The 12,673-nt window shown below is 36.7% G+C and carries 14 protein-coding genes; 12 read left to right on the plus strand and 2 right to left on the minus strand.

Features of this window, described 5'->3' with window-relative positions:
* The first annotated feature begins 286 nt into the window (after positions 1-286).
* The 4 genes from pepV to AC1DTM_RS02695 all read left to right on the plus strand — a co-directional run bounded on the left by pepV (position 287) and on the right by AC1DTM_RS02695 (position 5,664).
* Positions 287-1,693: a dipeptidase PepV gene (pepV, locus tag AC1DTM_RS02680; RefSeq protein ID WP_016106383.1), complete on the plus strand. Its 1,407-nt coding sequence runs from the start codon at positions 287-289 to the stop codon at positions 1,691-1,693.
* A gap of 103 nt (positions 1,694-1,796) precedes the next feature.
* Complete coding sequence (thpR, locus tag AC1DTM_RS02685; protein WP_016106382.1) at positions 1,797-2,342, plus strand: RNA 2',3'-cyclic phosphodiesterase; 546 nt, start codon at positions 1,797-1,799, stop codon at positions 2,340-2,342.
* 137 nt (positions 2,343-2,479) lie between these two features.
* Positions 2,480-4,621 carry a type I pullulanase gene (gene pulA, locus AC1DTM_RS02690; RefSeq protein ID WP_088099573.1) on the plus strand — a complete coding sequence of 714 codons (2,142 nt, stop codon included), beginning with the start codon at positions 2,480-2,482 and terminating at the stop codon, positions 4,619-4,621.
* Positions 4,622-4,866: 245 nt separating this feature from the next.
* Positions 4,867-5,664 carry a phosphotransferase family protein gene (locus AC1DTM_RS02695; RefSeq protein ID WP_088099572.1) on the plus strand — a complete coding sequence of 266 codons (798 nt, stop codon included), beginning with the start codon at positions 4,867-4,869 and terminating at the stop codon, positions 5,662-5,664.
* A 3-nt stretch (positions 5,665-5,667) separates the two neighbouring features.
* On the opposite strand, the gene AC1DTM_RS02700 is transcribed toward AC1DTM_RS02695, so the two are convergent.
* Positions 5,668-5,946 (minus strand): YtzH-like family protein, encoded by a 279-nt coding sequence (locus tag AC1DTM_RS02700; RefSeq protein WP_002160191.1) that lies wholly within the window; start codon positions 5,944-5,946, stop codon positions 5,668-5,670.
* Between the two features lie 232 nt (positions 5,947-6,178).
* Here AC1DTM_RS02700 and trmB point away from each other — a divergent pair, with 232 nt between their 5' ends.
* Positions 6,179-6,832 carry a tRNA (guanosine(46)-N7)-methyltransferase TrmB gene (gene trmB / locus AC1DTM_RS02705; protein ID WP_016106380.1) on the plus strand — a complete coding sequence of 218 codons (654 nt, stop codon included), beginning with the start codon at positions 6,179-6,181 and terminating at the stop codon, positions 6,830-6,832.
* Between the two features lie 71 nt (positions 6,833-6,903).
* Positions 6,904-7,758 (plus strand): YtnP family quorum-quenching lactonase, encoded by an 855-nt coding sequence (locus tag AC1DTM_RS02710; protein ID WP_477000033.1) that lies wholly within the window; start codon positions 6,904-6,906, stop codon positions 7,756-7,758.
* A gap of 25 nt (positions 7,759-7,783) precedes the next feature.
* Here AC1DTM_RS02710 and AC1DTM_RS02715 read toward each other — a convergent pair whose 3' ends face one another.
* The gene (locus tag AC1DTM_RS02715; protein ID WP_002112333.1) at positions 7,784-8,095 is read right to left on the minus strand and encodes a PepSY domain-containing protein; all 312 of its coding nucleotides are present in this window, start codon (positions 8,093-8,095) and stop codon (positions 7,784-7,786) included.
* A gap of 148 nt (positions 8,096-8,243) precedes the next feature.
* Between AC1DTM_RS02715 and AC1DTM_RS02720 the strand changes: the two genes are divergently transcribed.
* The 6 genes from AC1DTM_RS02720 to AC1DTM_RS02745 all read left to right on the plus strand — a co-directional run bounded on the left by AC1DTM_RS02720 (position 8,244) and on the right by AC1DTM_RS02745 (position 12,654).
* The gene (locus AC1DTM_RS02720; protein ID WP_002123132.1) at positions 8,244-9,317 is read left to right on the plus strand and encodes a M42 family metallopeptidase; all 1,074 of its coding nucleotides are present in this window, start codon (positions 8,244-8,246) and stop codon (positions 9,315-9,317) included.
* A 437-nt stretch (positions 9,318-9,754) separates the two neighbouring features.
* Entirely contained in the window at positions 9,755-10,264 is a 510-nt protein-coding gene (locus tag AC1DTM_RS02725) for a DUF84 family protein (RefSeq protein ID WP_016106377.1), read from the plus strand.
* Positions 10,265-10,348: 84 nt separating this feature from the next.
* Entirely contained in the window at positions 10,349-10,663 is a 315-nt protein-coding gene (locus AC1DTM_RS02730) for a thioredoxin family protein (RefSeq protein ID WP_002015619.1), read from the plus strand.
* Positions 10,664-10,742: 79 nt separating this feature from the next.
* Positions 10,743-11,555, plus strand: coding sequence for a DUF1444 domain-containing protein (locus AC1DTM_RS02735; protein ID WP_088099571.1), 813 nt, complete (start codon positions 10,743-10,745; stop codon positions 11,553-11,555).
* A complete protein-coding gene (gene ytpR / locus AC1DTM_RS02740; RefSeq protein ID WP_002112328.1) occupies positions 11,552-12,166 on the plus strand; it encodes a YtpR family tRNA-binding protein in 615 nt (204 codons plus the stop codon). The genes AC1DTM_RS02735 and ytpR overlap by 4 nt, the downstream gene beginning before the upstream one ends.
* 143 nt (positions 12,167-12,309) lie before the next feature.
* Positions 12,310-12,654: a hypothetical protein gene (locus AC1DTM_RS02745; protein WP_016106375.1), complete on the plus strand. Its 345-nt coding sequence runs from the start codon at positions 12,310-12,312 to the stop codon at positions 12,652-12,654.
* The last annotated feature ends 19 nt before the right edge of the window (positions 12,655-12,673 follow it).

Consider the following 12,673-nt stretch of genomic DNA (forward strand, 5'->3'; position numbering starts at 1 on the left):
ACATGATAAAATTCATGCTTTAATCTACTTAAATTTTACAAAAGTTTAACAAAGATTCATATAGAAAAATATTGGAAGTTGACATTGTATATTTGGTCAGTCAACTAACTCATAAATTTCTACGTAAAACGCCAAATTCCTGCAAATTTTTTTGAGAAAATAAAAGAAAAACTAATAAGAAATATCTGAAATGTTAAAATTGTTCGTTATTAGGTTTTCATGTATGGCATAAGAGATTTTCGTTTGCTATGATGAAAGAGACAATATAGTGAAGGATGGATGCGTGATGTCAACGATTAATTGGACAGAAGAAGTTACAAAACGAAAAGATGATTTAATTCTTGATACACAACAATTTTTGCAAATTAAAAGTGTATGGGAAGAAGAATCTGCGAAAGAGGGCGCACCATTTGGTGAAGGTGTAGAAAAAGCTTTATCTTTCATGTTACATAAAGGAGAAGCAGAAGGTTTCGCTTCTAAAAATTTAGAAGGATATGCAGGTCATCTTGAAATGGGACAAGGAGAAGAATTAGTAGGTATTCTTTGTCACGTTGATGTTGTACCAGAAGGAGATGGCTGGACAACTCCTGCGTATAGTGCGGATATTCGTGACGGGAAGATTTTTGCACGCGGTGCAATTGATGATAAAGGGCCGACGATGGCAGCTTATTATGCGATGAAAATCGTTAAAGAATTAGGCTTACCTCTTTCAAAACGTGTTCGTATGATTTTAGGAACAGATGAGGAAAGCAATTGGAAGTGTGTAGATCATTATTTTAAAAATGAAGAAATGCCAACAATCGGTTTTGCGCCGGATGCAGATTTTCCAATTATTAATGCGGAAAAAGGAATTTCTGACATACAAGTTGTGCAAAATGGTAGCGAAGAGAAAGAAGGCACATTTAAGCTTATTTCATTTGAGTCAGGTCGTCGTTTAAATATGGTTCCTGATTTTGCAGAAGCAGTTATTACAGGAGAAAATGTAAATGCACTTACAGTAGCATATGAAGAGTATTTACAAACTGCTAAAAAAATAGGTAAAGCAATTGTAGAAGGAAATACGGTGACGTTGCAAATCAAAGGGATTTCAGCTCACGGATCTACTCCAGAAAAGGGAGAAAATGCAGGTTTATTATTGGCAAACTGCTTAACGAAAGTTTCTCTTGATGGAAAAGGGGCTTCCTTTGCATCGTTTGTAACAGAAACATTTACAGGTGATATTATTGGAGAAAAAGCAGGTATTTCTTATAAAGACGATATTAGCGGCCCGTTAACAGTGAATGTTGGTCGCCTGTCTTACTCGCAAGAAAACGGTGGTAATTTAGGATTAAATGTACGCTATCCAGTTACGACTAACTTTGAAGAAACGATTGCAAAGTTAAAAAAATATGTTGGTACTCATGGATTTGAAGTAGCGGATTATTCTAACTCTCGCCCGCATCACGTTGACAAAGATCATACGTTAATTCGTACTTTGCAACGCGTATATGAAGAACAAACGGGTGAAAAAGCTGAATTGTTAGCAATTGGCGGTGGTACTTATGCTCGTTCATTGAAAGCTGGCGTTGCATTTGGCCCGTTATTCCCAGGAAAAGAAGAACTTGCGCATCAAAAAGACGAGTACATTGAAATTGAAGATTTATTAAAAGCAACAGCGATTTATGCGCAAGCAATTCATGAATTAGCGAAATAAAAGATATGTAAATAATGACCGCTCTCTACTTTAGAGGGCGGATTCTTTTTAGCTGAATGATATAAGCAAGAAAAGCAACAATAACATAAAGGAGACGATGTAGATGGTGCCGCATTATTTTGTCGCAGTAACTTTACCACGTCATATAAAAGAAGTGCTCTCTAATTATAAAGAGGAAATGAAGGATGAATTACCATTTCGCTCGTGGGTACATGAAGAAGACTATCATATTACACTTTCATTTTTAGGAAGTGCGACAGAGGAACAATTAGAAGGAATAAAGAATGGATTACAAATACTTACAGAAACAAAAGAACTATCGTTCACGTTACAAGAATTTTCAACGTTTGGCCTAGAAGAAGAGCCGCGTATTTTTTGGGCCAAGGTAAGTGGGAATAATGATTTGGTTCAGTTGCAAAAACAAGTGCATACAATTTGTGAAGAAAATGGTTTTTCTCTAGAGACACGTCCTTATCATCCACATATTACTGTTGCTCGTAAATGGGTAGGAGAAAAAGTATTTGATCTGACAAATGTAAAAGATTTACCCGTAACATCATTTCGAGCAGATACGATTACTTTGTATGAATCTCACGTTAAGGAAACGCCAAAGTATAGACTAGTTGCCGAAATAAAATTACAAAAATAGAATGTGTGAAAACGTTTTTTATACAGGTGAATATACTATAGGGAATAATATGTTACTGTATAGAGCTTCGCTGATAAGAAAAGCCTTATCATGTGCAGCTCGTTTCATTTTAACTTTAAGAATGATGGTGATTTTTTATGTTGAAAGTAAAACGTCCATTTGATGCCTATTTAGATGAAATGAATAAAATTACAATTTTGCTCCCGCATGCGTATGGAACAAGCCGGACATTTCGTTTACAAGAAGGAAGCAATGTGAAAGAGTTACCGATTGTTCATACTATTGCTCTTCCAGATGCAACGAAGTATGAATGTTTTATAGAAGAGCCGCTAGATGTGGGGAAGTATTATACAGTACGGGATGAACGGAATGAAGAAACAGATTTACAAATAGGCGCTGTGATTCGAACAGTAGTTTTCGATGAAAAATATTATTACGAAGGTACCGACTTAGGTGCTGTGTATAAAAAAGAAGAAACAATATTTAAAGTATGGGCTCCGACCGCAAGGCTTGCGAAAGTACGGATTTATAAAAATGATAAAGAATATATTGATTATGAAATGTACAGAGAAGAAAACGGAGTGTGGATTCATACATTACAAGGTGATCATGATGGAGCAAGATATACATTCCTTGTTTGTATTAATTTAATATGGAACGAAGCGGTTGATCCTTACGCAAAGTCAGTGACTGTAAATGGGAAATACGGCGTTGTTATCGATTTGGAAAAGACGAATGTAACAAAACGAGAGGAATTATCACCATTACAGTCAATGACAGATGCCATATTGTATGAACTGCATATTCGTGACGCTACTATTCATCCAAACAGTGGAGTGAATAAAAAGGGAACATATAAAGGATTGATGGAAGAAGAGACAACGGGACGAAATGGGACATTAACAGGATTGGCTCATATAAAAGATTTAGGCGTTACACATGTTGAACTATTACCTTTACATTGTTTTGGTGGTATAGATGAAGTGAATCCTGCTTCCGCATATAATTGGGGATATAATCCATTATATTACAATATACCAACAGGATTTTATGTTACAAACCTTTCTGATCCGTATAACAGGATAGTAGAGTGTAAACAACTAATTGAAACATTTCATGATCACGGCATTCGAGTGATTATAGATGTTGTATATAATCATGTTTATGAAAGAGAATTATCATCATTTGAGAAGCTTGTCCCGGGATATTATTTTCGTCATGGGGAAGATGGTATGCCTTCTAATGGGACGGGAGTTGGAAATGATATAGCATCTGAACGGAAAATGATGAGGAAATTTATTATAGAATCTGTTTTATATTGGCTTACTGAATACAATGTTGATGGATTCCGATTTGATTTAATGGGGATTTCAGATGTTGAAACGATGAATACGTTAGAAAAAGAAGTGCGAAAAATAAAGCAGGATGCGCTGTTATTAGGTGAAGGATGGGATTTACAAACACCGCTTCCTCTTGAAGAGAAAGCGACGTTAAATAATGCGAATAAAATGCCATATATCGCACAGTTTAATGATCAATTTCGTGATGGAGTAAAAGGAAGTACTTTTAATATAAATAAACGTGGCTTTGCATTTGGTGGGCATGTAGACTGTAATCATTTGCAGTATGTAGTAGCTGGTAGCCTTTTAAGTATGAAAGAAACAGGATTGTTCCTAGAGCCAGTACAAAGCATCAACTATGTAGAATGTCATGACAATATGACGATGTGGGATAAACTAGTGCAAAGTAATCCAGAATCAGAAGAAATTTTGAAAAGGCGTCATCGCTTAGCGACTGCAATGGTTATTCTTTCACAAGGTATTCCTTTCTTACATGCGGGGCAAGAGTTTTATCGTACGAAGCAAGGAAATGAAAATAGTTATAATGCAAATGATGAAATTAATCAATTAGATTGGGATCAAAAAGAAAAAGAGATGGAGACAGTTAACTATATAAAAGGTTTAATTGCGATTCGGAAGGAGCATGGGGCATTCCGATTAAAAAGCGCTGACCTTATAAAAAAGCATATGACTTTTTTGCAAACATCAAAAGAAGCACTTGCATACCACCTGCAACATGTAGAATTATTTGGGCCGTGGAAAGAGATTGTTGTGCTATTCAATAGCGGTTTGGAAGCTAAAACGGTGCAGCTTCCAAAAGAAGAAACGTGGCATGTGTTAGTAAACGAAAAGCAAGCAAAAATAGAGCCAATTTCTTCATTTAGAGGAAAGGAACTTCAATTGGCTCCAATTAGCACGTATATATTGACGATAATGTGACAAATCGCTACTTGACGATGAGAATGTAATAAATGTAGAATTGACAAAGGTGACGATTTTGATAAGTTGTCATTCTATGAGTGATTTTGTAAAATAAACTAGAAGAACAGGTGATTTATCCTGTTTTCGGCTTATGCCAAGTTTTTTCATTCAAATACAGTAAAATATATGAATCCACAACATGTGTAGAAATGTTGCGGTTTTTCTTTTCATAACTATAAAAGATAAGGATTTGTTAACGGGTAATGAATATGGAATGGTTGGAACAATTATTAGGAAAAGAGTGGAGTCTTATACCGGCTGGTGGAGTAACGGGCGATGCATATATTGCGCAAAACGGACAACAAAAGTTATTTTTAAAGCGGAATACATCGCCCTTTTTAGCGGTATTGTCAGCAGAAGGAATTGTTCCAAAATTACTTTGGACAAGAAGGGTAACGAACGGTGATGTAATTTCTGCTCAAAAATGGCTTCCGGGACAGAAGTTAGAGCCAGAGGATATGAAACTAGAACGTGTTGCGAAACTTTTGAAGAAAATACACTCCTCTAAAGCACTTGTGCAGATGATTCAAAGGCTAGGGAAGCAGCCGCTTCATGGGCAAGAGTTATTACAACAATTACAGCTCGTTTTAAGAGGAGATATAAGGGTTGATGAAACAATTCAGCAAGGTCTTCAATATTTAACTGGGTCATTAAAAGATATTGAGTACAATGAATTCGTTGTATGCCATTGTGATGTAAACCATAACAATTGGATATTGTCGGATGAAGATGAATTGTTTTTAATTGATTGGGATGGAGCTGTTATTGCTGATCCAGCTCTGGATATTGGTATGTTATTATATTGGTATGTTCCGCGCCATGAATGGAGTGAGTGGCTCGGATATTATGAGGTTGAACTAGATGAATCGTTGCTTAGGCGTATGAGATGGTATGTGATAGCACAAACGATTTTATCTATTCAATGGCACACAACAAAAAAGCAGCAAGCAGAAGCGAAATATTGGCATCAATATTTACAGCAACTACTTGCTTCAGAATAATACTTAAGAAAAATTGTCCATTCCAGCAATCCACTGAGTAAGTTGTTCTTGATTATTGGAAATATGGTTGTCCAAATTAGAGGAAGATTTACCCGATTGACTATAAGAATATACATCGTTTAGCATTGCTTTAGTGTCACTACTTATACTATCGTTTGCGAGTAACGATTGAATGAGGCGCTCTAATTGCTCGCATTCAGAAACTGTCCCGCAGCAATCACTTTGATGATTGATTAAAATATCTTTTAACACTTCTAATTGATGCTGTTGATTAATTGGCATGAACGGATCATCCTTTCGAGTGTTTTTCTCTCCCTAGAAATGTAAGAGAAAAAGCTGTTTCGTCATGGAATGTTTAATGCTTTATGTAGTTTTTATCAAAATGGTACATCTTATACTTGAAAGAAACGGACCGAGTGCTCGTACGTACTTGGTTTTTTGTTTGATAGATTGATTAAAACAGAAAGAAGGAATTTTTCCTTTAAAATAGTTTTGTAAAGAGAGGGAGACATCTATGCGTTTAAGACATAAGCCTTATGCAATGGATCGAATTAATGAGTATTCACATATCGTAATTGGGAACCCAGAGGAGCGCGCTGGTAACTGGAAAGAAGTATTTGGAAATGAACAGCCAATTCATATTGAAGTAGGTACAGGACGTGGCCGCTTTATGTATGATATGGCAAAAGCAAATCCACATATAAACTATATTGGAATTGAAAAATTCACAAGTGTTGTTGTAGATGCACTTGATAAATTAATTGAAGAAGAAGTACCGAACTTAAAGTTAATTAATAAAGATGCTGAAGATTTAACAGTTTTCTTTGCGAAAGGTGAAATTGACCGCGTTTATTTAAACTTCTCAGATCCATGGCCGAAGAATCGTCATACGAAGCGTCGTTTAACGTATAAAGCATTTTTACGCAATTATGAAGAAGTGTTAGTAGATGGTGGAGAAATTCATTTCAAAACTGATAACCAAAGCTTATTTGAATATTCTCTTATGAGTATGGCTGAGTATGGTATGTTATTAACTTACCTTAGCCTAGATCTTCATAATAGTGATTATGAAGGAAACATTATGACAGAATACGAAGAGAAATTCTCTAGTAAAGGTCATCGTATTTACCGAGTTGAAGCAAAATATCGTACGGAGCCTATGCAGTAATGCATAGGTTTTTTATACGAAAAATAATCGGAATATTATGTTAAAATTAAATAAAAAAAGGGGGATTGGATATGGAACAGTTACAAATTGGAAATATAAAAGTGACGTGGCTAAAAKGTGGGAATACACATTTAGATGGAGGCGCGATGTTTGGAGTTGTGCCAAAAGTACTTTGGTCACGCAAATATAAACATAATGATACAAATCATATTTATTTACGAACAGATCCGTTACTCTTGCAAACGAAAGAAGGAAACATGCTTATTGATGCAGGGATAGGGAATGGTAAATTGAATGAGAAAATGAAGCGGAATCAAGGTGTAACAGAAGAATCATCAGTTAAGGAATCTTTAGAAAAACTGGGACTGCGTACTGAAGATATTCATTACGTCTTAATGACACATCTTCATTTTGACCATGCATCTGGTTTAACAAAATGGGAGGGAAACCACCTTGTTCCGGCGTTTCCGAACGCAACGATTTATGTAAGTGAGACTGAATGGAATGAAATGAAAAATCCCAATGTTAGATCGCGTAATACATATTGGAAGGAAAATTGGGAGCCAATCGTTGATAAGATTGTTACATTCAGGCAAGAAATAGAAATTACGGATGAAATAAAAATGGCGCATACAGGTGGTCATAGTGATGGACATGCCGTTGTCATTCTTGAAAGTCAAGGTGAAACGATGCTTCATTTAGCGGATATTTTACCGACGCATGCACATCAAAATGTATTATGGATAATGGCATACGATGATTATCCGATGACATCGATTGAACATAAACAAAAGTGGATGAAGTATGGTGCTGAAAAAGAGGCGTGGTTTACTTTTTATCATGATGCATATTACCGTGCAGTAAAGTGGAATGAAGAAGGGCATATAGTGGAAAAGATAGAGAGAAAAACGATTGTAGAAGCTTAAAAAAGCTAGTAATTACTAGCTTTTTTTATGCTGCTATAACTTCTAAGACAGTGCCTGTTTTAGCATCAACTAAAAATTCAAATCGTTCTTGTATTTCATCTAACATCGTTGTAAGACCGCCGCGATAAACTTCGTACGCGACATCATATTTTTCAAATGTCTCTGGAACCATATGTACCCAAGAGCCAGTAATTTCACCTTTATGACTTAATGCTTGTTTCACCATTTTCAATGCTTTTTCTGAAGAAATATGGGATTGTTCTTGTACTTTGTTTGCAACGAAATAACCAGCTGCGAACCCAACGCCAAGACCTGTGACTAAACCTTTCCAGCTCATATATTCACCTCAATTCTGTAAAATAAAAATAGTGTACCAATAATAATTATAATGCAAATGCAACTAAAAAAGAAGAAACTAGAAACATTTCGAAAATTTCGTTACAATAAAAGAGGTATTCTACTAAGGTTTGAAAGAAGGGGACTTCGTGAATAAAGAGACATTACAATTATTTCGTACGTTAACAGAATTACAAGGTGCATCAGGTTTTGAACATGATGTACGCCGTTTTATGAAGCAAGAATTAAGCAAATATGCTGATGAAATTGTGCAAGACGGTTTAGGTAGCGTATTTGGTCTGAAAAAAGGGGACGAAACTGGCCCGCGCGTTCTTGTAGCAGGTCATATGGATGAAGTAGGTTTCATGGTTACGCAAATTACGAAAAATGGGATGCTTCGTTTTCAAACGTTAGGTGGCTGGTGGAGCCAAGTACTATTAGCTCAGCGTGTACAAGTTATGACGAAGAATGGTCCTGTTATTGGGGTTGTTGGTTCTATTCCGCCTCATTTATTAAGTGATGCGCAACGTGCAAAACCGATGGATATAAAAAATATGTTAATTGATATAGGTGCAGATAGTTATGAAGATGCGATTGAAATTGGCATAAAGCCAGGGCAACAAATCGTGCCAATCTGTCCATTCACGCCGATGGCAAATGAGAAGAAAATTATGGCGAAAGCTTGGGACAACCGCTATGGATGTGGCCTTGCTATCGAATTGCTAAAAGAATTAAAAGATGAAACATTACCAAACACATTATACTCTGGTGCGACTGTACAAGAAGAAGTAGGTCTTCGCGGAGCACAAACTGCTGCAAATATGATTCAACCAGATATTTTCTATGCGCTTGATGCAAGTCCAGCAAATGATGCATCTGGTGATAAGACGCAGTTCGGTCAATTAGGAAAAGGAGCGCTTCTTCGTATTTATGACCGCACAATGGTAACACATAGAGGAATGCGCGAATTTATTTTGGATACAGCAGAAACACATAACATTCCGTACCAATACTTTATTTCACAAGGTGGTACAGATGCGGGCCGTGTACATACAAGTAACTCTGGTATCCCATCAGCAGTAATTGGTGTTTGTGCACGTTACATTCATACACATGCTTCTATTTTACATGTTGATGATTATGCGGCAGCGAAGGAATTAATTACGAAGCTTGTGAGAGCGACGGACAAAACGACGTTAGAGACAATTAAGAATAACGCGTAGAAAGGAAGGGCTGAAGAGCCTTTCTTTTTTTAGGTAGGAGAGATGGCCTAGCGATGAGTGGTGGCGGTCAGTGCTTAATTGGTGGTCGAATGATGTATTAAGACCGCGGATAGGAAAAGAGGGGAAGGCTGTTTTGGGAAAACCTTTTCTTTTTTTAGGTAGGAGAGATGGCCCAGCGATGCGTGGTAGCGGTTAGTGCTTAATTGGTGGTCGAGCGATGCATTTAAACCCCGGATAGGAAGAAAGCGGGAGACTGTTTTTGTGTTCGGAGCTGAAAATATTGTGGAAAGCTACTTTCTTTTTTTGATGGGAGAGATGACCCAGCGATGCGTGTGTGCGGTCAGTTGCACTACGTATAAGCCTCAGTCATGAAGACCGATTTGGTGTTCGAGGCTAGTATTAGGATAGAATAATGAATTTATATAGAGGTGAGTGAAATGAAGGTAGTAGTTGGATCGAAGAATAAAACGAAAGTTGGGGCTGTGGAGAAGGTTTGGAAAGATGCTGAAATTACATCTCTTTCTGTTACGTCAGGAGTGGCAAACCAGCCTTTCTCAGATGAAGAGACGATGCAAGGAGCAGTAAATAGGGCGAAGAGAGCGTTACAGGAAGGTGAAGCTCATATCGGCATTGGGCTAGAAGGYGGCGTTATGAAAACGGAGCATGGGTTATTTATGTGTAAYTGGGGTGCTTTAGCGACGATTGACGGTAAAACATTTGTAGCAGGCGGGGCACGTATTAAGTTACCAGACGATTTTTTAGCACCGCTTGAAGAAGGAAAAGAGCTAAGTGAAGTGATGGAAGAGTTTGTAGAGCGAAAAGATATTCGTAGTCACGAAGGTGCTATCGGTATTTTTACAGATGATTATGTCGACCGAACGGAATTATTTGTACACGTTGTTAAGTTACTTGTTGGGCAATATAAGTATGATGAAAAGCAAGCATAAACCTTGCACCATGCGCGATGTATGGTAGTATAAAGAAAAGATTATAGTGTGAAAAAAGTGCACTCGTTAGAGGAGGAAATATAGATGAAATCATTAGAAAGCATGGAACAATTCCAAGAATTAAAAAATGAAGAGAATGTAGTCTTCATGTTCTCAGCAGAATGGTGCCCAGATTGCCGTTTCGTTGATCCATTTATGCCAGAAGTAGAAGAGAAGTATAGTGATTTCTCATTTTACTATGTAGATCGTGATGAGTTTATTGATCTATGCGTGAAAGTAGACGTATTTGGCATTCCAAGCTTTGTAGCGTACAATAAAGGTGAAGAAACTGGACGCTATGTAAATAAAGATCGTAAAACACAAGAGCAAATCGAAGAGTTTATTGAAGGTTTAAAATAAGACAATTAGCCAATTGAATTGTAAAAACAACCTCTACCTTCGCGGGGGAGGTTATTTTTTTGGAAGGGAGGAAAAAGAGATGAAAATGACAAGTAAAAAGATGAAAGACGAGTTAATGAAGAAATTATCTCGACCAGAATGGGACTTTCATTATGATAGTGAGAAAGAAGTTCTTCGTATTGAACAAATAGACTCGAAAAAAGGTATTAACGTATCACTTCCAGGAGTAGTGGCAAAATGGGAAGTGAACAAAGAAAAAGCGATTGAAGAGGTCGCTTATTACGTACAAGAAGCGCTAATTGCAATGCATAAAGAAGAAAATAGCACGGCGAAAATTTTACCTGTTATTCGCTCTACTTCTTTCCCGAAACAATCAGAAGAAGGAAATCTGTTTCTTATGACGGACCATACGGCGGAAACACGTATTTACTATGCGCTAGATTCTAATAAAACGTATCGATTAATTGATGAGCGCTTATTGCAAAAATTAGAGCTTACAGAGGAACAAGTACGTGAAATGGCATTATTTAATGCTCGCTCATTAGGCTATGAATTTAAGCAGGACACAGTAGCAGGCAATACATTCTACTTTTTAAACACAAATGATGGATACGATGCGAGTCGTATTTTAAACGAATCGTTACTACACTCGATGCGTGAAAAGATCTCTGGTGATATGGTTGTTGCAGTTCCTCACCAAGATGTATTAATTATTGCTGATATCGTCAACGAAATCGGTTATGATATTATTGCACAAATGACAATGAAATTTTTTGCCGAAGGGCATGTTCCGATTACATCACTTTCATTCGTATATGAAGATGGGGACTTCGAACCAATCTTTATTTTAGCGAAGAATCGGAAGAAGACAGATGGAAAAGAGAAAGGATGAACGAAGTGAACGTTTTTTACAACCTTGAAGGAATTGGTGACACTTTAATTGTTACCTTACAAGATATTACTTTAGAAAACCGTACATTTGACCGCAAAGGAGATGTTGCTCGCGTTTATGATCGTGAAAGCAACGTAACAGGAGGATTCAACATCTTTAATGCGTCTTCTTATGTAGAAGTAACAGACAACGGAAACGTTACATTAACGAAAGAGTTTGTTGAAAAAATTAACGACATTTTAGCAAAGAACGGCTTTGAAGAAAAAGTAGAAGCTGACTTTACGCCGAAATTTGTTGTAGGCTATGTAGCTGAAAAAGAGAAGCATCCAAATGCTGATAAATTAAACATCTGTACAGTAGAAATCGGTACAGAAACATTACAAATCGTATGTGGTGCACCAAACGTTGATGCAGGACAAAAAGTTGTTGTTGCAAAAATCGGTGCTGTAATGCCAAGTGGTATGTTAATTAAACCAGCTGAACTTCGCGGTGTTCCTTCTTCTGGAATGATTTGCTCTGCACGTGAATTAGAGCTTCCAGATGCTCCAGAAGAAAAAGGTATTCTTGTATTAGAAGATAGCTTTGAAGTTGGACAAGAGTTTAAATTTTAATTGATATTAGAAAAGTAGCCTCGCATACGTGAGGCTATTTTTTTTGTGCGGAATTCCTAGCATTGTAACGTTTCCTCTCAAAATCTATATTGTATTTTAAAAATAGATTAGGTAAAATTTAGAAAAAAGAAGGGGATAGACGTATGAAACAACAACCAAAAATTGTAGAACTTCTGAAACGAATTGAAACTTCAAAACAGCAAGATATCGAGTTAGGTTCCTATGAAATATATTTATTTAGCGAAGATGAATTAGAAAAAGGACAAATCGGTTACCGATATGATAAACATAAAAATTCATTAATAAGCAATGAAAGTGGAAAATGGCAAGAAGGATGGATTGTCATCGGATATGAAACGGATATGGGAGATCCTGTTTTCGTTAATGTAGCTGAAGATACTTACCCTGTTTATACAGCTGAGCGCGGTACGGAAACGTGGCAACCGATTTATATTGGAAATATGGATGATATTATAAAAATACTATAAGAAAATGCTTTGAGCCCGG

It is taken from the genome of Bacillus sp. P4_D3 (genome assembly GCF_056401855.1).

Bases quoted from the DNA above. Each gene is read 5' to 3' on its own strand.
- thpR (WP_016106382.1), top strand. From the start codon at position 1,797: ATGGTGCCGCATTATTTTGTCGCAGTAACTTTACCACGTCATATAAAA.
- AC1DTM_RS02735 (WP_088099571.1), top strand. From the start codon at position 10,743: ATGAAAATGACAAGTAAAAAGATGAAAGACGAGTTAATGAAGAAATTA.
- ytpR (WP_002112328.1), top strand. From the start codon at position 11,552: ATGAACGAAGTGAACGTTTTTTACAACCTTGAAGGAATTGGTGACACT.
- AC1DTM_RS02695 (WP_088099572.1), top strand. From the start codon at position 4,867: ATGAATATGGAATGGTTGGAACAATTATTAGGAAAAGAGTGGAGTCTT.
- pulA (WP_088099573.1), top strand. From the start codon at position 2,480: ATGTTGAAAGTAAAACGTCCATTTGATGCCTATTTAGATGAAATGAAT.
- pepV (WP_016106383.1), top strand. From the start codon at position 287: ATGTCAACGATTAATTGGACAGAAGAAGTTACAAAACGAAAAGATGAT.
- AC1DTM_RS02700 (WP_002160191.1), bottom strand. From the start codon at position 5,946: ATGCCAATTAATCAACAGCATCAATTAGAAGTGTTAAAAGATATTTTA.
- AC1DTM_RS02715 (WP_002112333.1), bottom strand. From the start codon at position 8,095: ATGAGCTGGAAAGGTTTAGTCACAGGTCTTGGCGTTGGGTTCGCAGCT.
- trmB (WP_016106380.1), top strand. From the start codon at position 6,179: ATGCGTTTAAGACATAAGCCTTATGCAATGGATCGAATTAATGAGTAT.
- AC1DTM_RS02745 (WP_016106375.1), top strand. From the start codon at position 12,310: ATGAAACAACAACCAAAAATTGTAGAACTTCTGAAACGAATTGAAACT.
- AC1DTM_RS02730 (WP_002015619.1), top strand. From the start codon at position 10,349: ATGAAATCATTAGAAAGCATGGAACAATTCCAAGAATTAAAAAATGAA.